Here is a 23,700-nt window from a genome sequence, read left to right on the forward strand (position 1 = left end):
ACAAGGCAGGCTTTAAGATTCCATCAATGCCCACCCTCGCCCCGCATACCCGATGCTGAAACCCGGCCTGAATCTGCAGCTGGGTCAGACGCTGACCATGACCCCGCAACTGCAGCAGGCGATCCGCCTGTTGCAGCTGTCCACGCTCGAGCTCCAGGTGGAGATCCAGCAGGCGCTGGAGAGCAACCCCATGCTCGAACAGGTCGAGGACGAAGATGCCGAGGCCGACACCGAGCGCCTGAACCAGGACGGCGAGCTGGTGGAAGGCGATCGCATGGAGGCCACCACTACCAGCGACGACGTGATCCCCGAGGAACTGACGACCGACAGCCGCTGGGACGACATCTACGAGCCGGCCCCGACGCCCAACAAGGGCGTGGATGACCGCGACCCGCTGGAAAACACCAGCGACGACGACGGTGAGGGCCTGCAGGATCACCTGCTGTGGCAGCTGCACCTGAGCCATCTGACACCCCGCGACCAGCGCATCGGGGCGGCCCTGATCGACGCCATCAGCCCCGACGGCTATCTCGAGGGTGACCTGGAAACCCTGGCCGAGACCATCAGCCGAGGCGAGGATGAAACCGTCGGCGTCGACGAGGTCGAGGCAGTGCTCCACTGGATTCAGCAGTGCGACCCGCTGGGGGTCGGCGCGCGGAACCTGCGGGAGTGCCTGGAGATCCAGCTACGCGAACTGGCCCCGGACGCCCCGGCCCGCGAGGCCGCACGGGCGATCCTGGAACACGGCATGGACAGCCTGGGCAAGCGCGACTACAAGGCCCTGCAGCGCCAGTCCGGCGTACGCGACCCGGACGAACTGGCCCGCGCACTGGATCTGATCCGCACCCTGAACCCGCGCCCCGGCGCACAGATCAGCTCCGCCACCTCGGAATACGTGGTCCCGGATGTCTACGTGCGCCATAGCGCCGAGGGCTGGCGCGTGGAGCTGAATCCGGAGATCGCACCGCGCATCCGCATCAACGACCTCTACGCCGGCATGGTGCGCCAGGTCTCGGATGCCCGCGACAGCGCCTTTATGCGCGATCAGCTGCAGGAGGCACGCTGGTTCCTGAAGAGCCTGCACAGCCGCAACGACACCCTGCTGCGGGTCGCCGAGGCGATCGTCCACCGCCAGCAGGGCTTTCTCGAGCATGGCGACGTCGCGATGCAGCCATTGATCCTGCGCGACATTGCCGAGACCCTGGAGATGCACGAATCGACCATCTCGCGGGTTACCACGCAGAAATACATGCACACCCCGCGCGGGGTCTTCGAGTTCAAGTATTTCTTCTCCAGCCATGTCGGCACGAACGATGGCGGCGAGTGTTCCGCCACCGCCATCCGTGCCATGATTCGCGAATTGATTGGCGACGAACCCCCGAACAAGCCGCTCAGCGATGCCCGGCTCGCCCAGGTCCTGTCGGACCGGGGCATCAACGTAGCGCGCCGCACCGTGGCCAAGTACCGCGAGGCGATGCACATCCCTTCATCCAGCGAACGCCGGCAGATGGCCTCGATGCCCACCGGCAGCAAGTAACCAAGGAGTCCTGACCATGCAGATCAACCTGACCGGCCACCACGTGGACATCACCGACGCCCTGCGCGACTACGTCAACGAGAAGTTCGCGAAGCTGGAGCGCCACTTCGACAAGGTCATCGACGTCCACGTCGTGCTGACCCACGAGAAGACCCGGAATCAGCACAACCAGGCCGAAGCGAATCTCCAGGTCAGCGGCAATCACATCCACGCCGAGGCCTCTCACGAGGACATGTATGCCGCGATCGACGCGCTGATCGACAAAGTCGACCGTCAGCTGATCAAGCACAAGGAAAAGGTCAAGGACCACCACCGCGCCGAAGGTGCCCAGCGCAACCGCGAGCAGGCCTCCTGATCCATGACGATTGCCGAGTTGATCACCCCCGAGCGCATTGGCCTGCAACCCGAGTGCTCCAGCCAGAAACGGGCCCTGGAGGCCCTGGCGGACCTCCTCGCCGGCGGAGGTGACGGCACGGGACCGGGGAGCAACGCGATCTTCGAGGCCCTGTCCGCACGCGAAAAACTCGGATCCACCGGTCTCGGCCATGGGGTTGCGATTCCCCATGGCCGCCTGGCCGATCTCGAGGCGCCGCGCGTGGCCGTGCTGCGCCTGGAAAAGGGCGTCGACTTCGACGCCATGGATCACGAGCCGGTCGATATCCTGATCGCACTGCTGGTCCCGGAGGCCGCCACCGGCGACCACCTCGACCTGCTGGCCCAGCTCGCCCGCGGCCTGTCGCAGCCAGACACCATCGGAGCGCTGCGCCGGGCCGGGGACGCGGCGGCCCTGGAACAGGAACTCGTGCGCCGCTTCAGCGAGGACTAAGCCCGTGGAACCCGCCTCCAGCCGCGATTCCGGCGCGCAGCGTCTGCCATGAACGAGGCGCTGGGAGAAGGCGGGATCGCCCGCGACATCAACGTGGAGAGCCTGATCCAGGCCATGGGAAACCGCCTGGATCTTCGCTTCGTGCACGGCGAACATGCAGCACCCGACCGCAAGCTGGTCGGCGACGACGGGGACGACCTGCCACTGGCCGGCCATCTCAACCTGATCCGGCCCAACCGCATCCAGATCATCGGCGACTTCGAGGCCCGCTACATCTCCAGCCTCAGCGCCACCCAGTGCAACGACCTGATCCTGGAGATGGCCCGCACCGGGACCACCGCGGTGATCTTCGCCGAGGACACCTGTCCGTTCTCGGAGATGCCCGACGCCCCGCAGGAGGCGCTGCCGCTGATCCTGTGCTCCAGCACCAGCAGTCACGAGATCATCTCGCTGCTGCGCTATTTCCTGCAGCAGCGCCTGGCCCATTTCGAGGTGCGCCACGGCGTGTTCATGGAGATCCTCGGGATCGGGGTGCTGATCAGCGGCGCCTCCAGCGTCGGCAAGAGCGAGGTCGCACTGGAACTGATCTCGCGCGGGCATCGCCTGATCGCCGACGATGCCCCCGAATTCGCGCGCATTGCGCCCGACATCGTGCGCGGCCACTGCCCGGCCCTGCTCCAGGACCTGCTCGAGGTGCGCGGTCTTGGGGTGCTTAACATCCGCGCCATGTACGGCGATTCCGCGATCAAGGGCGGCAAGTACCTGCGCCTGATCATCGACCTGCGCGATCATGGCGAACCCTCGCCGGTCCCCGATGACCGGCTGAACGGGCGCCGCGGCGAGATCGATATCCTCGGCCTGCGCGTCCCCTTGATCAGCCTGCCGATCGCGCCGGGGCGCAACATCGCAGTGATGATCGAGGCGGCCGTGCGCAACCACATGCTGCACATGCAGGGCTATATCGCTGGCGACGACCTGCGCGCACGCCAGCGCCGCCAGATGAGCGGCGAGACGGAGGAGCCGCCCTACCATCGCGCGGTGCCCGCCAATACGGTCCCCAACCCGGACCCGGAGGGCTGAATCGGCCATGCGCCTGCTAATCGTCAGTGGCCTGTCCGGGTCCGGCAAGACCGTGGCCCTGCACACCCTGGAGGATGCCGGCTACTTCTGCGTCGACAACCTCCCGCTGCCGCTGCTGCCGGACCTGATCAACCAGGTCCGGCAGGGCCACTACGACACCGAGACCGACCGCCATCTGGCCGTGGGCGTGGATGTACGCAGCGGCCTGGAGGCCCTGGAAGGGTTCTCCGTTCTCCTGGCGCAACTACGGGCGGACGGGGTGCAGGTGGAGGTCCTGTTCCTGCAGGCGGCCAGCGAGGTGCTGCTGCGGCGCTACCATCTGACCCGCCGACGCCACCCGCTGGCGCGCGACGGCGTGCCACTGGTCGAGGCCATCGACCGCGAGCGCGAGTGGCTGGGCCATGTGGCGGCGGAGGCCGACCTGACGGTCGACACCTCGCGCCTGTCGATGCACGATCTGGCCCGCACCCTGCGCGACCGCATAGGCGAGCGCGGAGAACACGAGCTATCCCTGCAGTTTCAGTCTTTCGGCTTCAAACACGGCGCGCCTCTGGATTCCGACTTCGTGTTCGACGTGCGCTGCTTGCCCAATCCGCACTACGAAAGCGATCTGGCCGCCCTGACCGGTCGCGACCCGCCCGTGTGCGAGTTCCTTGAGCGGCACGCGGAGGTCGCGGCCATGTTCGACAGCATCCAGGGCTTCCTGTCGCAGTGGCTGCCGCGCCTGCTGGACGATCACCGCAGCTACGTAACCGTCTCCATCGGCTGTACCGGCGGGCAACACCGCTCGGTGTATCTGGTGGAGCGGCTTGCGGAGGCGTGGCGGGATCGGGAACATGTTACTGTTAGCACCCGTCACCGCGAGCTGGGGAAACAGTAACCACTGGACGCGGGACGAGGGCCTTCTGGAACCCGCAATCGGAGCAGATCCATGGGCGTTGGTCTCATTCTGATCACGCATCAAAACCTGGGCGATACCCTGCTGCAGACCGCGCAGAGCATGCTCGGGGGCCTGCCCGAGGACTGCGAGTCCATGGCGATGTCCCAGAACGACGACCCCGACGAGGTCCTGGCCCGCGCCCGCAAGCGCCTGGCGACCCTCGACAGCGGCTCGGGGGTGCTCGTTCTGACCGACATGTTTGGCTCCACGCCTTCCAACGTGGCGATTCGCGTCGCCCGGGGTGCAAATGCCCGCGTGATCGCCGGCGCCAACCTGCCGATGCTGATCCGCGTGCTTAACTATCAACACCTCCCCCTGACCGAACTGGTCAACAAGGCCCTTTCGGGCGGCCATGACGGGATTCTCCTCTGCGATCAGGAGTGCAGCGATGCCGCAGCGCGTAGTCCCCATCGTTAATCGCCTGGGGATGCACGCGCGCGCCGCGGCCAAGTTCGTCAGCCTGGCCAGCAAGTTCGCCGCGGACGTCTCCGTCTCCCGCAACCAGCAGGAGGTGAATGGCAAGAGCATCATGGGCGTGATGATGCTGGCCGCCGCCCAGGGCAGCGAGATCACCATCGAGGCCGAAGGCAAGGATGCGCCGGAGGCGCTGGATGCACTCGCAGAGTTGGTTGCCGATCGTTTCGGCGAAGAGGCCTGAACCTCCGAGTCCCGCCCGCACCGGTCAACAACCACCATCCCCCTGCGGGGGCTATCCGGGCCACGCTCCCGGGTCGGAGGCCGCGTTGCCCAGCCCGTCCAGGCCGACCTGCTCGAGCTTGCGCTCCGCCAGGCGCACAGCGGCCGTCAAAGTCTGCTCCGGGGGCTCCCCGGAGACCAGCGCGTGGATCAACCCGGCATTGAAGGTATCCCCTGCCCCCACGCTGTCGACCACCCGCAGTCCGGGCGTCGCTTCACAATGGTGGATCGCGCCCCGCACGGCCATCCAGGCCCCTTCGCCCCCGGCGGTCACGGTCAGGATGCGATCAGGAAAGCGCTCGGAAAGCTGCTGCAGCGCAGCCTCGGGAGTGCCCGCCACGCTCGCGGCCCAGTCGCGCGAGAGCATCAGGACATCGGCATAGTCCATGCATGCGTCGAGCCCTGGCCGGGGCTTCTCCAGCTCCAGCGACACCGGCTGGTCAAAGATGCTCTCGCGCACCGCGCGCAGGATGGACGCAAGGGCCTCCGGGTTACGCCCCTCGAAGTGCAGCCAGTCATATTCCGGCCAGGGTACGCCCGCGAGATCCTCCACCCCGAGTTCGGGCAGGTCGCGATGATGGACGATGGTGCGACTTCCCGTCGCCCTGGAGCGAAGAATATGGGAGGTCGGCGTCGCTCCGGGCCGGCGTACGCAGTGACAAACATCCAGTCCGTGCCCCTCCAGGGACGCGCTCAAGGCATCCCCGGCCGCACCCTCGGCGATGACCGCGGCCAGGCCCGGGCGGTGGCCGAACTGCGCCAGGATCGTTGCCGTGTTGGTCGCGTTGCCTCCGGGCTGGGTGGTGCTGGCGAGCGCCCGGACCTCGTCGTCCTCGGCCGGGAAGGCTGCAACATCGAGGGTGTGGTCGAGCGTGACAATGCCAGTCGCGAGGATACGTGCCATACGGGCTCCCGTGATGAATGCGCGCCATTCTGGCGGGTCGCGCCCATTACGTCATCTCGCACATTCGTCATCCGCGGATGCTCCTGCGACAATACCCCCTCTGTCTCAGGAGGCCCCGACCGGTATGGCCACGTTCCCTTCTCCCGAATCCGCCGAAGCCGCCTTTTACGCGGCCTTTCAGGCAGGCGATGCACAAGGCATGCGCGAAACCTGGCACGACAGTGCCGAGTGTGTCTGCATCCACCCAGGTGGCGAGCGCCTGCAGGGAACGGACATCATCCTGGAAAGCTGGGACGACATCCTGCCGGGGATGCGCGGGGTGGTCGTACACCGGACCCAGGTGACGGCCATCCCGGGCGAAGACCTCGTCCTCCACGTACTGCGCGAAAACCTGTATGTCCAGGGTGAACGGCGCGGCGTCATGCTGGCGACCAATGGCTACCGCCATGATGGGGAAAGCTGGCGCATGGTGCTCCACCACGCCAGCCCGGACCCGGAACCCACGCCGGAATGGCCCACCGGGGGCGTGCACTGATGGCGACGGATGCCGATCGCTGCGTCGAGGCGTATTACGCCGCCTTTCGTGCCGCCGATATCGAACAGATGATGCGCCTCTGGGGCGAGCGTCCCGACATCGTCTGCATCCACCCGGGCAGCCCGCGCGCCCACCGGGGCGTGGCGGAGGTGATGGAGAGCTGGCTACTGGTCTTCGCGCGTGAACTGAATATCGGGATCGAACCGAAGATCGTGGGGCGCCACGAGACCGGGGAGATCATCAGCCTGGTCATCGAGGAGGCGATCACACGACCGGGCGACGTCACGCCCACCGGGACGATCCTGATCAGCCAGACCTGGCGCTGGCTGGACACGGGCTGGCGCCTGTTGTTTCACCATGCGTCGCACGGGCGCCGCTCACCGCCATCGCAGGACGGCATGTTTGTCCCCGATGGCGGCGGCAACACCCGCCACTGACGAGCCGTGGGATCGACCACGAAGCGCACGAAGGAAGAAGGTCCAAAGCGAAGGCCCCACTGAGCACATCAGTCATGGGGAAGCGATTTAAGTGGCAAAAGGATCTTCGAACGCCGCGAATCCGGGTCGCCCCCTCAATAACCTGACGGTGCTCGCGATCCGGGTCCTCTACGGTTCAAGAAAACCTCGTGACCACCGACACAGGGCGTTCGTAAAATCAGCGGGGCTCAACCCCTTTCCCTGCCCGTTGACCCCACTAGAATCACGCATGGGGCCGCAACCGGCCACTGTGGATGACTCGCGCCCTTGCTTGGTGTCTTCGTGCGCTTGATGGTTACCAACTAGCCTTCGGAGCGCGGCTGGCAAAGATCCGGGCGCTGCACCTGCAGCGCCGCGCATACGCCCTTGACCGCATCGCGCACCCGCCGCCCCTTGCCCTCCAGCGTAAGGTCCGCGACCTCCTGATAGAGCGGATCGCGGACCGCGAACAACTCCTGAAGGCGGGCCTTCGGGTCCGCGGCCTCCGCGATCAGCGGGCGCTTGCGGTTGCGGCGAGTCCGCCGGAACTGCTCCTCTACCGGCACCCGCAGGTAGATCACGAACTGATCGCGCAGCTGTTCCCGGTTCTCCGGGCGTTCGACAATCCCCCCGCCGGTGGCAATCACCGCGCCCTCCTGTTGCAGGAGCAACTCCAGCATCGCCGTCTCGCGCTTGCGAAAACCGCCCTCGCCCTCGAACTCGAAGATGGTCGGGATATCCACACCCGTACGCCGCTGGATCTCCTGATCGGTATCGAAGAACGGCCGACGCAGCAGCCCCGCGAGGCCGCGCCCGATTGTGCTCTTGCCGGCCCCCATCGGGCCTACCAGTACGATGTTCTGCATGAGCGCCAAGGCTACTGGCTGGGCCCCCCAAAGAAAAGCCGGGGACAAGCCCCGGCTTTCGAGATCGAACCCATCGGGGGCAATCCCCGACGCTACACCTTGCTCTCAGTCGAGTACGCGCGGCGTCACAAAGATCAACAATTCCGCTTTGGTATTCTCCGTGGAGCGATTGCGGAATAGGTTTCCGAGGAACGGAATATCCCCGAAGAACGGCACCTTCTCGAGGTTGGTGCGGCTGTCGATCTCGTACACACCGCCCAGGACCACGGTCTCGCCGTTGCCCACGAAGACCTGGGTCTCCACCTCGCGCTTGTTGATCCCCGGCACCCCAAGGATCACACGCTGGCTGGGCTCGTCCTTTGTCACCTTGATGTCGAGGATCACGTTGCCGTTCGGCGTGATCTGCGGCGTCACTTCCGTCGACAGTACGGCCTCGATGAACTGGGTCGAAGTCGCGCCGGATGCAGTGGCTTCCTGGAACGGGATCTCTTCACCCTGCTTGATCGTCGCCGTCTGGCCATTGGCGGTGATCACACGCGGGCTGGAGATGATCTCGCCGCGACCTTCCACCTGCAGCGCGGACAGTTCCAGGTCGAGCAACACGCCACTGCGCAGGATGCTCAGCCCTGCCTGCCCGGCATTGCCACCGGCCGGCAGCGAGCTGTTCAGCCGATCGCCAATGGCAAGGCCACCCATATCTCCGGGGCTGGTACCCAGTGCACTGTCGGAGCCCTCCAGCGATCCGGACAGGCCCGCTGAGGTACGGCGATCGCTCCCCCGGGTCGCACTAATGCCAAAACGCGCACCCAGCTCACGGTTGAAGGTATCTTCAGCGATCACAATGCGGGTCTCGATCAGGACCTGCTGCACCGGGACATCCAGCGTGGAGACCAGGCGACGGACGTCCTCGATCCGGCTCTGGGTATCCTGCACCAGGAGGGTGTTGGTGCGCGTGTCGATGGTGATGCTGCCACGCTCCGAGAGGAATTCGCCTCCATCACCGCCCCGAATCAGGGACGCGATCTGCTCGGCCTGGGCGAAATTGATCTGCACGAACTCCGTGCGCAGGGGCTCCAGCTCCTGGCGGTCACGCTCGGCTTCCATCTCCAGGCGTTCACGCGCCGCGATCTCCTCGCTGGGGGCGACGTACAGGACATTGCCGTCCATTCGCTTGTCGAGCCCGCGGGCACGCAGGATGATATCCAGCGCCTGGTCCCAGGGGACGTTGTTCAGGCGCAGGGTGATGTTGCCACCCACCGTGTCACTCACCACGATGTTCAGATCGGTGAAATCCGCCAGCAACTGCAGAACGGAGCGCACCTCGATGTCCTGGAAATTCAGGGACAGGCGCTCGCCGGCGTACTCCTCTTCCTCCCGTGCGCGGGCCTGGCGTTCGGCCTCGGAAATCGGGGCGACCTCGAGGACGAACTGGCGATCACTCTGGTAGGAAATGATCTCGTACTCGCCGCGCGCCTCGATCTCCATGCGAACTCGATTGCGCTCGGCGATGGTGTCGATCGTGTGCACCGGGGTGGCGAAATCGACCACGTCGAGGCGACGTTCCAGCGACTCGTCGACCATCGCGCGCGGGAAGGTCATCTCGATGCGGCCGGCCTGCTCGCGAACGTTGATCTCGGCGCCAGAGCGGGAGAGATCCACCTCGACGCGACCTTCGCCCTCGCTGCCCCGCCGGAAATCGATACCCGTGATCTCCATGGGTCGGGCGCTGCGGGTCGTGGCGGCGGGTTCACCCGCACGATCCACGACTTGCTGGGTGCGTGCATCCGCCTCGGAAACCCCGCGGCCCAGCGTAAGGATGAGATTATTGCCCTCGACTCGAGTCTGGTACTCGGAGGCCTGAGTCAGGTTCAGCACCACGCGGGTGCGGTTGCCCGCCTCGACCGTGCTCGCCCGCAGCACCGGGCCCACATTCAGGTCCGTCTCGCGCCGCGGCAATGCATTGCCGACATTGGGCAGATCCAACGCGATGCGCGGCGGTGAATCAATCGCAAAGGCGCGAATATCGGAGGGCGGCGTCTCCGAGAAGCGCAGGTTCACCTGCACCCGGTCACCGCTCAGACTGCCGGCCCGGATCTCTTCCAGTTCGGTGGCAGCCACCCCCTGGGACACCATGAACAGCAGGCCCGCAACGACCGTGCCTGCGAAAGCGCGCATGGAAGAACCCATGTTGAATCCCCTGTTGGTTGTGCCGACCTTGCGGCGAATGCTCGTTATCATCTTCTTCTCCCCCCAACCGCTAGTCGGTCAGCGCCACCGAGTTTTCACGTTCCACGTGACCGCCGAAGGCATCCGGCACGATCTCTACCAGCCGGATCTGGGTCGGCGTGATCTCGATGATCTCCCCGTGGTTCTGGCCCATATAGTTGCCCGCAGTGACGCGCTGAACCCCTCGATCCGGGGTCCGGACCAGGGCGTAGCGCACGCCATGCTGCTCCAGCGACCCGACCATCCGCAGCGAATCCAGCGGAAAGCCCTCGAGGAACTCGCGCGGGCGGTCAGGATCAATCTCGGCGTCTCCTGGCTGCCCCTCGGCCGCGGCGAGCTCCGGCTGGGCGATTACCGACGAGTCGAAAGGCGACCGGGCATGCCCCGGATAGAGATAGGGCTCGTGTGGCTCCAGGGTGGGGATCGGCTCGATCCCGCTCCCCGGGCGCTCCTTGACCTCGGCGATGTACTGCTCGAGGTCACGGTTGTCCTGAGTACAGCCCGACAGCAGGATCCCGCCCGTCAGGACCATGGCCAGTCCGGGCCATACCGCTCGCATGGAAGAATGCCTCATCAGTTCTCCTCCAGGTAGCGATAGGTGCGGGCGACCGCATCCATCAGCAGGTCGTTGTCGGAATCGCCCGGACGGATATGCATGTTGTGCATGGTGACCACGCGCGGCAGGGCCGAGACACCGCTGACGAACTCCGCGAGATCCTCGTAATCGCCCCGGACGCGCAGACGGATCGGAACCTCGGCGTAGAAGTCGCGGCGGTTCTCGCCGCGCGGCTCGAACAGCTCGATCTCGAGACCCGCCTGCAACCCTGTCTGCGAGACATCGACCAGCAGGCTGGGGATCTCGGCGCTGCTGGGCAACAACTCGAGCAGCGAGGCGAACATGCGCTCCATCTCCTCCAGCTGGTCCTCGTAGGCCTGGAGGTTGGCAGCCCGCTGCTGCTTGTCCTCGAACTCGTCGCGCAGCTGCAGTTCGCGGCTCTCCGCGCGCTCGAGCTCTGTCCGCTGATCGCCGATGAAGAGGTAATAGGACAGGCCGAGGATGGCCAGGACGATCACGACCAGGATCAGGCCCTTCACGCCCCAGGAGGCTTCCCCGATGTTGTTGAAGTCGACCTGCTTGAGTTCATTGAGATCCATCAGGAATCCCCCTCTGCGGCATCCGGCCGGGTCTGCGTGGCATCCAGACGGAAGTCACGCACCTGGAGGCGACCCTCCTCGCGGGTCTCGATAATCTGCAGGTTGGAGCTACCCAGCCAGGGCGACCCATCGATCCGGCGCATCAGCGCGGAGATCCGGGTGTTGGACTCGGAGCGCCCGACCAGGCGCACATTCTCGCCTTCCTGGCGGACCTCGTTGAGGTAGGTACCATCGGGCAGGGTCTCGACCAGCTGATCGAAGAGATGCACGGCCTCGGGCCGCTGCGCCTGCAGGGTCTGGATGACTTCCATTCGGGCAATAAGGGCCTCGCGCTGTTCGTCGAGATCGCGGATCCGGGCGATCTGACGATCCAGTTCGCGGATCTCGCTTTCCAGCATCTGGTTGCGCGACTGCTGGTGGTCGATCAACGCGCCGATAAAACTGTAGCCAACGAAGGCAAGAAGGACGCCGACCACCGCGGCGCCACCAACCGCGGCGAAGAACTGCTTGCGCCGCTGTTCGCGTGCCTTCTCGCGCCAGGGAAGGAGGTTGATATAAATCATGACGCATACCCCCGCACGGCCAGGCCACAGGCCGTCATCAGCGCCGGGGCATCATTGGCAAAACGTTCCTGGTTGACCCTTTTGGCCAACGCCATCCCGCGGAACGGGTTCGCGATCGATACCGGCGTGCCGGCGGCCTCCTCGAGCAGTTCGTCCACGCCCGGGATGGCCGCACAGCCGCCCCCCAGGAGGATGTGATCGATGGTGTCCTGCGGGCGGGTCACGTAGAAGTACTGCAGCAGCCGCTGGATCTGGTCGACCATGGTCTGCTTGAAGGGCTCGAGGATGGAGCTTGCGTAGTCGGTCGGCAGGTCGCCACTCATCTTGGCGGAGCCGGCCTCCTGATAGTTCATGCTGTAGCGCCGCATGATCTCCTCGGTGAGCATGCGGCCGCCGAAATTCTGCTCGCGGGTGTACACCACGCCCTCGTCCTGACTAACGACATACACGGCAGTCACCGAAGAACCGACATCCACGACCGCCACGATCGGCTTGCTCTCGCGGTCGGGGACCTGCTCCATCAGGCGCTCGGCGGTATGCTCGATCGCGTATGCCTCGACGTCGATCAGCTCGGGGGTCAACTTGGCCGCCTCGGCAATGGCCACGCGCGAGTCCACGTTCTCGCGGCGCGAAGCGACCACCAGGACATCGACCATCTCGGGGTTCTTCTCGTTCTTTCCGAGGACCTGGAAATCCAGGTTGACCTCTTCAAGCGTGTAGGGGATGTACTGATCCGCCTCCACGAAGACCTGGCCCTCGAGCTCCGCATCGCCCAGCGCGGCCGACATCTGGATGGTCTTGGTGATCACGGCGGAGGACGGCACAGCCATCGCGCAGTGCTTAAGACGGGTGCCGGAGCGCTTGACCGCCCGGGCGAGGGCATTACCCACGGCCTCGGTGTCCTGACAGACCTTGTCGACCATCACCCCATCGGGCAGCGGTTCGACCGCGAAGGCCTCGACCCGAAAGCCCTTACCCTGTCGCGTCAGCTCCAGCACCTTGACGGCTGCCGAGCTGATATCCACGCCCAGGACCCCTTGTTTGGATTTTCCGAGACTCAGCACACATCCCCCTGTATACCCCGACGAAAGTAACTGGTAGCGTTACAATCACGTATGCTAGCTGGTTCACAATATACACCGCGACTTCAGGGTTGCAAGTCGCTTTGAAAGCGACTTCTCATCTTGGCCTCACTTTTTTTGCTGTCATGAATCCGCTCCTTAAGATTATTACGGCGCTGCTGGCCCTGATGCTGGCAGCCGGAATCGGCCTGTCCATCGCGGCGGCCGCTCTCTATGTTTACTACGCGCCGAGCCTCCCGGAGGCCGACGCTGTGCGCGATGTGCGTCTGCAGACGCCACTGCAGGTCCGCAGTGCGGATGGCCGCCTTATGGGTGAGTTCGCGGAAGAACGACGCATTCCCGTGCCGATTGACGCGATCCCGCAGCAAGTCCGCGATGCCTTTATTGCGGCGGAAGACGAGCGCTTCTATGACCATCCGGGTGTGGATGTCATGGGTCTTGCCCGCGCCGGACTGAATGTGATCTCCACCGGCGGCGAGCGCAGCCAGGGCGGCAGCACCATCACCATGCAGCTCGCGCGCAATATCTTCCTGACGCGCGAGCGGACCTACGAACGCAAGCTGCGCGAGATCTTCCTGGCCATCCGCCTGGAACAGGAACTCGAGAAGGATGAAATCCTCGAGCTATATTTGAACAAGATCTATCTGGGACAGCGCGCCTACGGGATCGAGGCCGCCTCGCGGGTATATTTCGGCCGCTCGCTGGATGCGCTGGAACTGGACGAGATTGCCACGCTCGCCGCCCTTCCCAAGGCGCCATCGACCACCAACCCGGTAAGCAACCCGCAACGGGCCGAGATCCGCCGCAACTACGTACTGCGGCGGATGCTGGAGACCGGGGTGATCGACGAGGATGCCTATGCCTCCGCCATCGAGCGCCCGGTGCTGTCCGAACGCCACACCACAGCCACCGAGATTGATGCCCACTGGGTCGCCGAAATGGCGCGCCAGATGGTCGTGAACCTGTGGGGTGACGACGCCTACCGTCGCGGCCTGCAGGTGCACACGACGATCGACTCCCGCCAGCAGGAAGCGGCCAACCAGGCGCTGCGCGAAGGATTGCTGGAATATGACGAGCGTCACGGTTTTCGCGGTCCCGAAATGCGGCTTCCCGACAATACCCTGGAGGACGCCGAGGCACGCGAGCGCGCGCTGATGGCCATTGGGGTGCACGGAAGGCTGCTGTTCCCGGCCGTCGTCCTGGGGCAGGGCGAAGCCGGGGTACTGCGCGTCGACGGCGGCCGCATTGGCGAACTGGAAGTCCTGCCGGAAGACCGCGAATGGGCCGGATCCCCGGCGCTTGAACGCGGCGACGTGATCCGTATACGTCCCTATACCGACGGCCGCTGGCGCCTGGCGCAAAAGCCGGAAGTCACCGGCGCCGTGATCGCCCAGGCCCCTCAGGACGGCGCCATCCTGGCACTGGCGGGCGGGTTCGACTTCTTTGAAAACCGCTACGACCGCACGACCCAGGCACAACGCCAGCCCGGATCCGCGTTCAAGCCGCTGGTCTATGCCCTGGCCCTGCGCGAGGGCCACCGGCCCGAAGGGACCGTGATCGACGCGCCGATGGTCTTCAACGACCCCGCCCTGGGGGCCGAATGGCGCCCGCAGAACTACTCGCGGCGCTTCCACGGCGAGACCACCCTGCGCGAGGCACTCGCGAATTCCCGCAACCTGGCCTCCATTCGCCTGCTCGACCGCCTGGGCACCGGAAACGTGCACCAGGAACTGACGCGCTTCGGTCTGGACCTCGAAAGGCAGCCGAACAATCTGTCCATGGTCCTGGGTACCGGCTCCCTCACCCCGCTGCAGCTGAACAATGCCTATGGCGTGTTCGCCAGCGGCGGCCGCCTGAACAGCCCCTGGATCATCGCGCGCATCGAGACGGCGGATGGCGAGACCCTGTACGAGGCACCGACCGAACGAGCCTGCCCGGCGCCCTGCACAAACCCGAAGGGCCAGGATCTGCCGCTGGTCGCCAGCAGTGGCCCGTTGCAGTACACCGATCCGGTACCGGTCCTGGATCCCGGTGTCGCCTGGCAGATGAGCGACATGCTGCGCAGCGTCATCACATCCGGCACCGGCCGGCGGGCCATGGAACTGGGCCGGTCCGACCTGGCCGGCAAGACCGGCACCACCAATGACTACCGCGATGCCTGGTTCGCCGGGTTCAACGCGGAGCTGGTCGCAACCGCCTGGATCGGCTTCGACGACAACCGCGAGCTGGGCCGACGCGAAAGTGGCGGTCGCGCGGCCCTGCCAATCTGGACCCGCTTCATGGGCAGCGTGCTGGCCGACCAGCCGGAACGGCCGGTGGAGCGCCCCAACGACCTGGTGCGAGTCGCCATCCTGCCGAACGGCCAGCGCGCCCCCAGCGACGACGCCCCGGGCGCGCGCAACCAGTGGCTGCTACCCCACCAGATCCCGGAACGCGGACACGTCATTCCGGGGAACGGCGAGAACGGCAGCAGCGGGAACCAGCAACCCGAACTGGTCTTTTAAATGGCCAGCCCCTCGCGCGCGCGCCAGGAGCTGGCCCAGGAAGCCGCTCGCATCATGCTCGACGACGGCATCCGGGACTTCGGCCTGGCCAAGCGGAAAGCCGCGGAACACCTGGGCGTGGACGCCCGACACGACATGCCCGGCAACCTGGAGATCCAGGACGCCGCCATCGAACGCAGCCGGCTGTTTGCCAGCCCCGCCAGCCGCGCCGCCTACCGCGGCCGCCTGGAAGCGGCGCTGGTCGTGATGGAACGCCTGGAGCACCTGGAACCGCGGCTGGTCGGCCCGCTCCTGCAAGGGCTAGTGGAATCACAACCGCTGATCAACCTGCATGCCTTCGCCGAGACAGTGGAAGAGGTCATCCTGGAGATGGGGGATCGCGGGATTCACTGCGAGACCGGCGAGCGCCGTTACCGCAGCCGGCAGGGGCGCGAACAGCGCATCCCCTTCCTCGCCTTCCGCGGACCGGACGACACCGATGTTGAGCTCACGGTATTCGCGCTGGACGGCCTGCGCCAGGCGCCACCGTCGCCGGTGGACGGGCGCCCGATGCAACGCGCAACCCGCGCGGACGTGGAGAGGATGCTGGCGGAGGCCGGCGCCGAAGAGGCGGCGGCCACGGCGGAATAATAACCGGGCCGTACGCTCGCGCCGGGCGGACTAGCGTCGGTAGTTGGTTACGGTATCCACCATCGCGGCGACCCGCTCCGGATCGATCCCCGGATGAATGCCGTGGCCAAGATTGAAGACATGACCCGTGTCGCGGTCGAAACCATCCAGCACCCGCTGGGTCTCTTCGCGGACCACCGCCTCGGGTGCGTACAGCACCGAAGGATCGAGGTTGCCCTGCAGCGCAACGCGATCGCCGACCCGGCGGCTGGCCTCGGCGATCTCGATGGTCCAGTCCAGCCCCAGGGCATCCGCCCCGGTATCCGCCATCATTTCCAGCCAGGCCCCGCCACCCTTGGTGAACAGCGTCACCGGGACGCGGCGGCCATCGTTTTCACGGATCAGCCCGTCGACGATGCGCTGCATGTAGGCCAGCGAGAACTCGCGATAGGCGCGCGGGGTAAGCGAACCACCCCAGGTGTCGAAGATCATCACCGACTGGGCACCCGCGCGGATCTGCGCGTTCAGATAATCGGTCACCGCGGTGGCGACCTTTTGCAGCAGGGCGTGCATCGCCTGCGGCTCGCCGTACATCAGACGCTTGGTCTCGGCGAAGTCGCGCGAGCCCTGGCCCTCGACCATGTAGGTCGCCAGGGTCCATGGGCTGCCGGCAAAACCAATCAGCGGGACCTGGCCGTCCAGCTCGCGGCGGATCAGGCGCACCGCGTCCATCACGTAGCGTAGCTCCTGCTCCGGGTCCGGCACCGGCAGGTTCTCGATCGCCTCCAGCGTACGCACCGGCTCGCGGAAACGTGGGCCCTCGCCCGTCTCGAAATACAGACCCAGCCCCATCGCGTCGGGGATGGTGAGGATGTCGGAGAACAGGATCGCCGCATCGAGAGGAAACCGGCGCAGTGGCTGCATGGTGACTTCGCAGGCCAGCTCCGGGTTCTGGCACAGGCTCATGAAGCTGCCGGCCTGGGCGCGGGTCTCGCGATACTCCGGCAGGTAGCGCCCGGCCTGGCGCATGATCCAGATCGGCGGACGCTCCACCGGTTCGCGCAGCTGGGCTCGCAGCAGGAGGTCGTTCTTCAGGTTCTGGGACATCGAAAGGCTCAAACGCCGAGGTATTCAAGGATGCCTTCGGCGGCCTCGCGGCCCTCGAAGACGGCGGTGACCACCAGGTCGGAGCCGCGCACCATGTCGCCGCCCGCAAAGACCTTCGGATTGCCGGTCTGGAAGGCATGCTCGCCCGCGGTCTGCACACGGCCACCCTCGTCGATGCCGATCTTGTAGTCGGCAAACCAGTCGGAGGGAGACGGACGGAAGCCAAAGGCGATCAGCACCCGGTCGGCCGGGATTACGTGTTCGGAGCCGGGGACCGGCTCGGGACGGCGGCGGCCACGTTCGTCCGGGGCGCCCATCTGGGTACGCACGACCTTCACGCCCTCGACCTTGCCGTCGCCGACGATCTCCACCGGCTGCACGTTGAACTCGAAATGCACACCCTCTTCGCGCGCATGCACCACTTCCTTGCGCGAACCGGGCATGTTGTCTTCGTCGCGGCGGTAGGCGCAGGTCACCGATGCCGCGCCCTGGCGGATCGAGGTGCGGTTGCAGTCCATCGCGGTGTCGCCGCCACCCAGCACGACCACTCGCTGGTCGGCCATGTCGATGAACTCGTGGCCTTCTTCCTGCGGCCAGTTCATCACCTGGCGGATATTGGAGATCAAAAACGGCAGGGCGGGATAAACGCCCGGCAGGTCCTCGCCGGGGAAGCCGCCCTGCATCGCGGTGTAGGTGCCCATGCCGAGGAACACGGCGTCGTATTCCTCCAGCAGGGCGTCCATCGCGATGTCGCGGCCGATCTCGATATTCAGACGGAATTCGACGCCCATGCCCTCGAGGATCTCGCGGCGAGTGCGGATCACGTGCTTTTCCAGCTTGAACGGCGGGATGCCGAAGGTCAGCAGACCGCCAATCTCCGGATAGCGGTCATACACCACCGCCTGCACGCCATTGCGCGCCAGGATGTCCGCACAGCCCAATCCCGCGGGCCCGGCGCCGATCACTGCGACACGCTTGCCGGTCGGGGTGACATCCGACAGATCCGGGCGCCAGCCGGCCTTCAGGGCCTCGTCGGTGATGTACTTCTCGACCGAGCCGATGGTGACCGCGCCGAAGCCGTCGTTCAGGGTGCAGGCCCCCTCGCACAGACGATCCTGCGGGCATACGCGGCCACAGACTTCGGGTAACGAGTTGGTCTTGTGCGAAAGCTCGGCGGCCGCGAACAGATTGCCTTCCTCCACCAGCTTCAACCAGTTGGGGATGAAGTTGTGGACCGGGCACTTCCATTCGCAATAGGGATTGCCACAGGCCAGGCAACGGCCGGCCTGCTGACCGGCCGTGGCGGGATCGAACTGACCAATGATCTCGCCGAATTCGTGGATCCGGATCTCGGCGGGAGTCTTCTGGGGGTCCTGGCGCGGGAGGTCCAGGAACTGCATCGGATTGGAAGCCATGGAACACTCGCTCCGACGAAATCGGGATAGGGGCCGCGATGGGCCCGGGGAGTTCGGCCGGGATCCGGCCCGTAGTCAGCCCTGCAGGGCGGCGCGGACCTTCTGGCTCACCTGGCCCATGTCCGCACGCCCGAAGACCCGGGGTTTCAGCACCCCCATGACGCGGCCCATGTCACCCGGGGCACTGGCTCCGGTCTCGGCAATCGCCTCGCTCACCAACTGGTCCAGCGCGGCGGCGTCCAGCGGCTCGGGCATGTATTCCTCGATAATGACGACCTCGGCGGCCTCGCGCTCGGCGAGGTCTTCGCGACCGCCCTTCTGATACTGATCGATGGAATCACGCCGCTGCTTGAGCATGCGATTGAGGATCGCCAGCACGGTGTCGTCGTCGGCCTCGCGCCGCTCGTCCACCTCGAACTGCGATACCTCGGCCTGAATCATGCGCAATGCAGCCAGGCGGTCCTTGGCCCGGGCCCGCATGGCCTGCTTGACGTCATCCTGCAACCGGGCCTTGAGCGACATCTTTGGGTCCTCGGGTCCGGGCAGCCACCCGGACGGGGTTCAGTACAAACGCACCCGACGAGTCATGTCGCGGGAATTCTTCTTCAGCTGACGCTTCACCGCGGCAGCGGCCTTGCGCTTGCGCTCGGTGGTCGGCTTCTCGTAGTACTCACGGCGGCGGACTTCCGCGACCACGCCGGCTTTCTCGCAGGTGCGCTTGAAACGGCGCAGGGCGACCTCGAAGGGCTCGTTCTCACGAATTCGTACGTGCGGCATACAATCTCCGAAACGGATGCAGGATCATCTCGATCAAAAATAACAAAACCGGCCGCCAAACACTCCGGGCGACCATGCAGAACTCCCTATGGTAATCCAACCGGCGCCAATTGCAAAAGTCCGTGAAGCGATCCGCACCATGCGGAATGCCCGGCTTACGCCGCCGTCGGCCCGCACGCTATGATGACGGGCATGGAAAGTCTCAACGTAGAACTGGGCGAACGCGGCTACCCGATCCACATCGGGCCGGGCATGCTGGGCGAACCGGAGCGGCTCCGGCCGGCGCTGCACCGCCGGCGCGTCGCCGTGGTGACCAACACCACGGTCGGGCCGCTGTATGGCGACGCCCTGCGCCGGAACCTCGCCGCCTGCGACATCAGCAGCGACCCGCTATGGATCGAACTGCCTGACGGCGAACAGCACAAGACCCTCGCGACGGTAGAGACCATCCTAACCCGGCTGCTGGAGGCGCGCCTGGATCGCGGCAGCCGCATCGTCGCCCTGGGCGGCGGGGTGGTCGGGGATATCGCCGGGTTTGCCGCCGCGATCTACCAGCGCGGTATCGACTTCGTTCAGGTCCCAACCACCCTGCTCGCCCAGGTCGACTCCTCGGTTGGCGGCAAGACCGGTGTCAATCACCCGCTGGGCAAGAACATGCTCGGCGCCTTTCATCAACCCCGCGCCGTCGTCATCGACACCGACACGCTGAAGACCCTGCCCCAGCGCGAGCTGCAGGCGGGCCTGGCCGAGGTGATCAAGTACGGCCTGATCCGCGACGCCGAGTTCTTCGCCTGGCTGGAGGAACACATCGACGCCCTGCGCGCACTGGAACCCGAGCCACTGGCCTACGCCATCCGTCGCTCCTGCGCCTGCAAGGCCGAGATCGTCGCCGCCGACGAGCGCGAGGGCGGCATTCGCGCCCTGCTCAACCTGGGCCACACCTTCGGCCACGCGATCGAGGCCGGCATGGGCTACGGCGCCTGGCTGCATGGCGAGGCCGTGGGCACCGGGATGGCCATGGCCGCACGCATGTCCGAACGCATGGGCTGGCTGGATACCGCTGGTCGTGAACGCGCCGAGGCCCTGATCCAGCGCGCCGGCCTGGCCCTGGAACCGCCGGGGGCGGTGACCCCGGACCGCTTCCGCGAGCTGATGGCGATCGACAAGAAGGTGGCCAGCGGCCGCCTGCGCCTGGTACTGCTGCGCGGCATTGGCGAAGCCGTCCTCACCGACGCGTTCGATCAGGACGCCCTGGACGACACCCTGCACGAGCATGCCCGTGTCGCCTGAAACCATGGCCATCCCCAGCGCGGCCGCACCGGGCCTGGCGCCCTACGCCTGCGACCCCGTACGTTCGCGCGGCCGCGCCCAGGCCGAGGCCGCGCCGCGTCACCGCAGCGATTTCCAGCGCGACCGCGATCGCATCGTGCATTCCAGCGCCTTTCGCCGGCTGGAGTACAAGACCCAGGTCTTCATCAGCCACGAGGGCGACCTGTTCCGCAACCGCCTGACCCATTCGCTGGAGGTCGCGCAGATCGGGCGCTCCATCGCGCGCGCCCTGCAACTGAACGAGGACCTGACCGAGGCCGTCGCGCTGGCGCACGATCTCGGCCACACCCCCTTCGGGCATGCCGGACAGCACGCGCTGAATGCCTGCATGCGCGAGCACGGCGGCTTCGAGCACAATCTGCAGTCGCTGCGCATCGTCGACCTGCTGGAGCGCCACTACGCCGACTTCGACGGCCTCAACCTCACCTACGAAACCCGCGAGGGCATCCTCAAGCACTGCGCACCCGAGAAGGCGCGCCAGCTGGGCGAGATCGGGGTGCGCTTCCTGCAGAAGGAACAGCCGAGCCTCGAGGCCCAGCTCGCGAACGTCGCCGACGAAATCGCCTACAACAATCACGACGTCGATGACGGCCTGCGCTCCGGGCTGCTCACCATGGACCGCCTCGCCGAGGTCACCCTGTTCCGCGACTGCCGCGAGACGGTCCAGGCACGGTACCCGAACCTGGACCCCCGTCGCATCCAGCACGAGACCGTCCGGCGCATGATCGACGCCCTGGTCGGCGACCTGATCGAGACCAGCCAGGCCGCGATCGACCACGAGCGCCCGCAAACCCCCGACGACGTACGCCGCGCCGGCGAGGCACTGATCCGCTTCAGCCCGCAGATGGCGGAACAGGCGCGCGAGCTCAAGGGCTTCCTGCGCGAGAACCTCTACCATCACCACCAGGTCCACGGGGTAATGCACAAGGCCCGCCAGCTGATCCACGATCTGTTTGCCGCGTTCGAGTCGGAGCCACGCCTGATGCCCGAGCACTACCAGCGGCATGCCGACGAGATGGCCACCCACGACGCGCACGGGCCGCAACGCGCCATCGCCGACTACATCGCCGGCATGACCGACCGCCACGCCATCCGTGAACACCACCGCCTGTTCGACCTGGGCACGCTGACCTGAAAAGGAATTCGATGGCGCTTTCCGAACAATGCCTGGAACACCTCGGCCTGCACGCGCCTCCGTTTGACGACGCGCCCGACGAGACCTTCATCTACAGCGACCCGCTGCTGGATGGCCTGCTCGAGTCCGCGCGGGCTGCCCTGAACGGCCCCGGCGCAGTCGTGCTGATGACCGGCGAGAACGGTTCCGGCCGCAGCCTCCAGCTGATGCGACTGCTGGCGATGCTGCCCGACCCGTTCGAGCTGATCGCCTTCCGTGCGCGCATCAACACCCAGTTCGAGTCGGTGGACAACACCATCCGCAATTACCTGCGCTCGCAGAACGCGGACGATCCCGACCGCCCACTGACCGAACTCCTTGGCGACCGCGTCGCCGAAGGCGTCGACCCGGTTATCGCGATGGATGACGCGCACCTGGTCGGCACCGACATCGTCAACAACCTGATGCGCATGCGCAGCGAGATCCTTGCCAGGCAGGGCCGCGCCCCGCGCATCATCCTGGTCGGTTCCAGTGGGCTACTGCGCCGCCGCCTTTACCTGCCCGACCCCTCCGACGAGGACCAGGTCACTCGCGTCAGCCTGCGCGCGTTCAACCTGGAGCAGACCGCGGCCTACCTGCGCCACCGCCTGCAGGCCGCGGGCCTGGCCGACCCCGATCGCCTGCTGGATGCAGACGCCATCCATCACCTGCAGACCACCAGTCAGGGCCTGCCCGGCAACCTCAACCGCGAAGCCAACAGCTTCCTCGAACGCCAGTGCCGCAGCGAGCGCCGGACCGTCGCCGCAGCCACAGCCGCCGGCAGCACTGCCCCGGGGGTGGCCGCGGGCGAGGCGGCCGAGACAGACACCGACATCGAACCGCAAGACGGGGAGCCCGCGCTCACCCCCTCCACCCGCGAGGCCGAGCCGGCGAGCGAAACGGCCCCGGAGACGACCATCCGCGCCAGCCGCGACCCGGACGACGACCGCTTCACCCCGGCGGCCGAGGCTCTTGCCGCGTCCACTCCGCGACCCGACCCGCCCCGCGAGACAGCCCCCGAGGCGCCGCCGGGCGAACCGGGCGGCATCGACGCCGATCACCGCATCCCGGAGCCGCCAGCGGCGGAGAACGTCGCCTTCTGGAACCAGCGCTGGTTCGTCCCGGCGGTAGCCATCACCGTGGCTCTGGGCATCGCCGCCCCGGTCGCCTGGCAACTGCTGGAGAAGGAATCCGCGCCGACCGATAGCGAGATCATCGAACTACCCCTGCCCGAGCCGCGCATCACCGAGGCCGAGCCGGAACCCGCGCCCGAGGGGCCGGAAGCCACCACCGACGACGAGGTCGTCGTGGCCGACCCCCTGGACCTGCCCCCTCCGGCCGAAGCCGAACCGACCGAGCGGGAGACCGCCCCCCAGGACCCGGCCGCAGACGAGCCCGAACCCGAGACGGCGGCGGAACCCGCGGAGACGGCGCCCGCATCCGAACCGCCGGCCGAGCCAGAAACCACTCCGGAGCCGGAGCCTGAACCGGCACCCGAACCCACGCCCGAGCCCACGCCCGAGCCGGAACCCGCCACCGAAGAGCCGGCCGCAGAGGATGCCGACGCCGAGCGCCTGCGCAACGACCGCGCCTGGCTGAACGACCAGGACGGAGGCGCCACGACCATCCAGCTGCTGGCCGCGCCGAACATGGGGGCCGCACGGGCCTATGCCGATCAGCACGACCTGGGCGGGATCCGCTATATCCCGACGCGCGTCAACAGCCGCGAATTCGTGGTCATCCTGGCCGGGGTCTTCCCCGACCGGGCCGCCGCCCAGCGCGCCGCGGAGGACCTGCCCGCCGCCGTGCGCCGCGACGAACCCTGGATCCGCTCCATCGGCTCGGTCCAGAACGCCGTGCGCGACTGATCCCCGCGCTGCTTGGTCACCACGACTTAACCTGCGTCGATGTCGTGTCTTCTTGACCGGCCCCGGTTTGCCG

General features: G+C 66.5%; 25 protein-coding genes. 14 read left to right on the plus strand and 11 right to left on the minus strand.

Going from position 1 to position 23,700, the window contains the following annotated elements; genetic code table 11:
• Positions 1-52 precede the first annotated feature (52 nt).
• From D573_RS0104150 to D573_RS0104180, 7 genes are read left to right on the plus strand one after another with little or no spacing between them, the layout of a single operon-like run.
• Entirely contained in the window at positions 53-1,537 is a 1,485-nt protein-coding gene (locus D573_RS0104150; RefSeq protein ID WP_018938208.1) for an RNA polymerase factor sigma-54, read from the plus strand.
• Positions 1,538-1,553: 16 nt separating this feature from the next.
• Positions 1,554-1,892, plus strand: a complete 339-nt coding sequence (hpf, locus tag D573_RS0104155; protein ID WP_018144530.1) for a ribosome hibernation-promoting factor, HPF/YfiA family — start codon at positions 1,554-1,556, stop codon at positions 1,890-1,892.
• A 3-nt stretch (positions 1,893-1,895) separates the two neighbouring features.
• Complete coding sequence (locus D573_RS0104160) at positions 1,896-2,363, plus strand: PTS sugar transporter subunit IIA (protein ID WP_018938209.1); 468 nt, start codon at positions 1,896-1,898, stop codon at positions 2,361-2,363.
• A gap of 48 nt (positions 2,364-2,411) precedes the next feature.
• A complete protein-coding gene (gene hprK, locus D573_RS0104165; protein ID WP_018938210.1) occupies positions 2,412-3,443 on the plus strand; it encodes an HPr(Ser) kinase/phosphatase in 1,032 nt (343 codons plus the stop codon).
• A 7-nt stretch (positions 3,444-3,450) separates the two neighbouring features.
• The gene (rapZ, locus tag D573_RS0104170; protein WP_018938211.1) at positions 3,451-4,323 is read left to right on the plus strand and encodes an RNase adapter RapZ; all 873 of its coding nucleotides are present in this window, start codon (positions 3,451-3,453) and stop codon (positions 4,321-4,323) included.
• A gap of 51 nt (positions 4,324-4,374) precedes the next feature.
• Entirely contained in the window at positions 4,375-4,800 is a 426-nt protein-coding gene (locus tag D573_RS0104175) for a PTS sugar transporter subunit IIA (protein WP_018938212.1), read from the plus strand.
• On the plus strand, positions 4,772-5,041 hold the full coding sequence (locus tag D573_RS0104180) for an HPr family phosphocarrier protein (protein WP_018144535.1): 270 nt from the start codon (positions 4,772-4,774) through the stop codon (positions 5,039-5,041). The genes D573_RS0104175 and D573_RS0104180 overlap by 29 nt, the downstream gene beginning before the upstream one ends.
• 51 nt (positions 5,042-5,092) lie before the next feature.
• On the opposite strand, the gene D573_RS0104185 is transcribed toward D573_RS0104180, so the two are convergent.
• Entirely contained in the window at positions 5,093-5,983 is an 891-nt protein-coding gene (locus tag D573_RS0104185; protein WP_018938213.1) for a PfkB family carbohydrate kinase, read from the minus strand.
• 124 nt (positions 5,984-6,107) lie between these two features.
• On the opposite strand from D573_RS0104185, the gene D573_RS0104190 reads away from it, so the two are divergent.
• Both D573_RS0104190 and D573_RS0104195 read left to right on the plus strand, forming a co-directional pair.
• Complete coding sequence (locus D573_RS0104190; RefSeq protein WP_018938214.1) at positions 6,108-6,518, plus strand: nuclear transport factor 2 family protein; 411 nt, start codon at positions 6,108-6,110, stop codon at positions 6,516-6,518.
• Entirely contained in the window at positions 6,494-6,955 is a 462-nt protein-coding gene (locus D573_RS0104195; RefSeq protein ID WP_018938215.1) for a nuclear transport factor 2 family protein, read from the plus strand. The genes D573_RS0104190 and D573_RS0104195 overlap by 25 nt, the downstream gene beginning before the upstream one ends.
• A gap of 341 nt (positions 6,956-7,296) precedes the next feature.
• Here D573_RS0104195 and D573_RS0104200 read toward each other — a convergent pair whose 3' ends face one another.
• The 6 genes from D573_RS0104200 to D573_RS0104225 all read right to left on the minus strand — a co-directional run bounded on the left by D573_RS0104200 (position 7,297) and on the right by D573_RS0104225 (position 12,847).
• Positions 7,297-7,839, minus strand: a complete 543-nt coding sequence (locus D573_RS0104200; protein WP_018938216.1) for a shikimate kinase — start codon at positions 7,837-7,839, stop codon at positions 7,297-7,299.
• Between the two features lie 105 nt (positions 7,840-7,944).
• Positions 7,945-10,077: a type IV pilus secretin PilQ gene (gene pilQ, locus D573_RS0104205; RefSeq protein WP_026287945.1), complete on the minus strand. Its 2,133-nt coding sequence runs from the start codon at positions 10,075-10,077 to the stop codon at positions 7,945-7,947.
• A 19-nt stretch (positions 10,078-10,096) separates the two neighbouring features.
• Positions 10,097-10,624 carry a pilus assembly protein PilP gene (locus D573_RS0104210; protein ID WP_026287946.1) on the minus strand — a complete coding sequence of 176 codons (528 nt, stop codon included), beginning with the start codon at positions 10,622-10,624 and terminating at the stop codon, positions 10,097-10,099.
• Between the two features lie 14 nt (positions 10,625-10,638).
• Positions 10,639-11,220, minus strand: a complete 582-nt coding sequence (locus D573_RS0104215) for a type 4a pilus biogenesis protein PilO (protein WP_018938219.1) — start codon at positions 11,218-11,220, stop codon at positions 10,639-10,641.
• Entirely contained in the window at positions 11,220-11,783 is a 564-nt protein-coding gene (locus D573_RS0104220; protein ID WP_018144543.1) for a PilN domain-containing protein, read from the minus strand. The genes D573_RS0104215 and D573_RS0104220 overlap by 1 nt, the downstream gene beginning before the upstream one ends.
• Complete coding sequence (locus D573_RS0104225; protein ID WP_026313095.1) at positions 11,780-12,847, minus strand: pilus assembly protein PilM; 1,068 nt, start codon at positions 12,845-12,847, stop codon at positions 11,780-11,782. The genes D573_RS0104220 and D573_RS0104225 overlap by 4 nt, the downstream gene beginning before the upstream one ends.
• A 143-nt stretch (positions 12,848-12,990) precedes the next feature.
• Here D573_RS0104225 and D573_RS0104230 point away from each other — a divergent pair, with 143 nt between their 5' ends.
• Together D573_RS0104230 and D573_RS0104235 are read left to right on the plus strand one after the other, a co-directional pair.
• Entirely contained in the window at positions 12,991-15,369 is a 2,379-nt protein-coding gene (locus D573_RS0104230) for a penicillin-binding protein 1A (RefSeq protein WP_018938220.1), read from the plus strand.
• A complete protein-coding gene (locus D573_RS0104235; protein WP_018168287.1) occupies positions 15,370-15,999 on the plus strand; it encodes a hypothetical protein in 630 nt (209 codons plus the stop codon). It begins immediately after the preceding gene.
• Between the two features lie 30 nt (positions 16,000-16,029).
• On the opposite strand, the gene hemE is transcribed toward D573_RS0104235, so the two are convergent.
• From hemE to rpsU, 4 genes are all read right to left on the minus strand, one after another.
• Positions 16,030-17,085, minus strand: a complete 1,056-nt coding sequence (gene hemE / locus D573_RS0104240) for a uroporphyrinogen decarboxylase (protein WP_018168288.1) — start codon at positions 17,083-17,085, stop codon at positions 16,030-16,032.
• Between the two features lie 8 nt (positions 17,086-17,093).
• Positions 17,094-18,500 (minus strand): FAD-dependent oxidoreductase, encoded by a 1,407-nt coding sequence (locus tag D573_RS0104245; RefSeq protein WP_018176190.1) that lies wholly within the window; start codon positions 18,498-18,500, stop codon positions 17,094-17,096.
• A 75-nt stretch (positions 18,501-18,575) separates the two neighbouring features.
• The gene (locus tag D573_RS0104250) at positions 18,576-19,022 is read right to left on the minus strand and encodes a GatB/YqeY domain-containing protein (protein WP_018176191.1); all 447 of its coding nucleotides are present in this window, start codon (positions 19,020-19,022) and stop codon (positions 18,576-18,578) included.
• A gap of 39 nt (positions 19,023-19,061) precedes the next feature.
• Entirely contained in the window at positions 19,062-19,277 is a 216-nt protein-coding gene (gene rpsU / locus D573_RS0104255; RefSeq protein WP_018144550.1) for a 30S ribosomal protein S21, read from the minus strand.
• Positions 19,278-19,457: 180 nt separating this feature from the next.
• On the opposite strand from rpsU, the gene aroB reads away from it, so the two are divergent.
• The 3 genes from aroB to D573_RS0104270 are packed head-to-tail and all read left to right on the plus strand — an operon-like array spanning position 19,458 to position 23,627.
• The gene (aroB, locus tag D573_RS0104260; RefSeq protein ID WP_018938221.1) at positions 19,458-20,567 is read left to right on the plus strand and encodes a 3-dehydroquinate synthase; all 1,110 of its coding nucleotides are present in this window, start codon (positions 19,458-19,460) and stop codon (positions 20,565-20,567) included.
• Between the two features lie 4 nt (positions 20,568-20,571).
• Positions 20,572-21,741 (plus strand): deoxyguanosinetriphosphate triphosphohydrolase, encoded by a 1,170-nt coding sequence (locus D573_RS0104265; RefSeq protein WP_018938222.1) that lies wholly within the window; start codon positions 20,572-20,574, stop codon positions 21,739-21,741.
• An 11-nt stretch (positions 21,742-21,752) separates the two neighbouring features.
• Positions 21,753-23,627, plus strand: a complete 1,875-nt coding sequence (locus D573_RS0104270) for an SPOR domain-containing protein (RefSeq protein WP_026287948.1) — start codon at positions 21,753-21,755, stop codon at positions 23,625-23,627.
• The last annotated feature ends 73 nt before the right edge of the window (positions 23,628-23,700 follow it).

Source organism: Thioalkalivibrio sp. AKL9 (assembly GCF_000377825.1).
GTDB classification, from domain to species: domain Bacteria; phylum Pseudomonadota; class Gammaproteobacteria; order Ectothiorhodospirales; family Ectothiorhodospiraceae; genus Thioalkalivibrio; species Thioalkalivibrio versutus.

Coding starts and splice junctions, on each gene's coding strand:
- D573_RS0104150 (WP_018938208.1), top strand. CDS start 53: ATGCTGAAACCCGGCCTGAATCTGCAGCTGGGTCAGACGCTGACCATG.
- hpf (WP_018144530.1), top strand. CDS start 1,554: ATGCAGATCAACCTGACCGGCCACCACGTGGACATCACCGACGCCCTG.
- D573_RS0104160 (WP_018938209.1), top strand. CDS start 1,896: ATGACGATTGCCGAGTTGATCACCCCCGAGCGCATTGGCCTGCAACCC.
- hprK (WP_018938210.1), top strand. CDS start 2,412: ATGAACGAGGCGCTGGGAGAAGGCGGGATCGCCCGCGACATCAACGTG.
- rapZ (WP_018938211.1), top strand. CDS start 3,451: ATGCGCCTGCTAATCGTCAGTGGCCTGTCCGGGTCCGGCAAGACCGTG.
- D573_RS0104175 (WP_018938212.1), top strand. CDS start 4,375: ATGGGCGTTGGTCTCATTCTGATCACGCATCAAAACCTGGGCGATACC.
- D573_RS0104180 (WP_018144535.1), top strand. CDS start 4,772: ATGCCGCAGCGCGTAGTCCCCATCGTTAATCGCCTGGGGATGCACGCG.
- D573_RS0104185 (WP_018938213.1), bottom strand. CDS start 5,983: ATGGCACGTATCCTCGCGACTGGCATTGTCACGCTCGACCACACCCTC.
- D573_RS0104190 (WP_018938214.1), top strand. CDS start 6,108: ATGGCCACGTTCCCTTCTCCCGAATCCGCCGAAGCCGCCTTTTACGCG.
- D573_RS0104195 (WP_018938215.1), top strand. CDS start 6,494: ATGGCCCACCGGGGGCGTGCACTGATGGCGACGGATGCCGATCGCTGC.
- D573_RS0104200 (WP_018938216.1), bottom strand. CDS start 7,839: ATGCAGAACATCGTACTGGTAGGCCCGATGGGGGCCGGCAAGAGCACA.
- pilQ (WP_026287945.1), bottom strand. CDS start 10,077: ATGATAACGAGCATTCGCCGCAAGGTCGGCACAACCAACAGGGGATTC.
- D573_RS0104210 (WP_026287946.1), bottom strand. CDS start 10,624: ATGCGAGCGGTATGGCCCGGACTGGCCATGGTCCTGACGGGCGGGATC.
- D573_RS0104215 (WP_018938219.1), bottom strand. CDS start 11,220: ATGGATCTCAATGAACTCAAGCAGGTCGACTTCAACAACATCGGGGAA.
- D573_RS0104220 (WP_018144543.1), bottom strand. CDS start 11,783: ATGATTTATATCAACCTCCTTCCCTGGCGCGAGAAGGCACGCGAACAG.
- D573_RS0104230 (WP_018938220.1), top strand. CDS start 12,991: ATGAATCCGCTCCTTAAGATTATTACGGCGCTGCTGGCCCTGATGCTG.
- D573_RS0104235 (WP_018168287.1), top strand. CDS start 15,370: ATGGCCAGCCCCTCGCGCGCGCGCCAGGAGCTGGCCCAGGAAGCCGCT.
- hemE (WP_018168288.1), bottom strand. CDS start 17,085: ATGTCCCAGAACCTGAAGAACGACCTCCTGCTGCGAGCCCAGCTGCGC.
- D573_RS0104245 (WP_018176190.1), bottom strand. CDS start 18,500: ATGGCTTCCAATCCGATGCAGTTCCTGGACCTCCCGCGCCAGGACCCC.
- D573_RS0104250 (WP_018176191.1), bottom strand. CDS start 19,022: ATGTCGCTCAAGGCCCGGTTGCAGGATGACGTCAAGCAGGCCATGCGG.
- rpsU (WP_018144550.1), bottom strand. CDS start 19,277: ATGCCGCACGTACGAATTCGTGAGAACGAGCCCTTCGAGGTCGCCCTG.
- aroB (WP_018938221.1), top strand. CDS start 19,458: ATGATGACGGGCATGGAAAGTCTCAACGTAGAACTGGGCGAACGCGGC.
- D573_RS0104265 (WP_018938222.1), top strand. CDS start 20,572: ATGGCCATCCCCAGCGCGGCCGCACCGGGCCTGGCGCCCTACGCCTGC.
- D573_RS0104270 (WP_026287948.1), top strand. CDS start 21,753: ATGGCGCTTTCCGAACAATGCCTGGAACACCTCGGCCTGCACGCGCCT.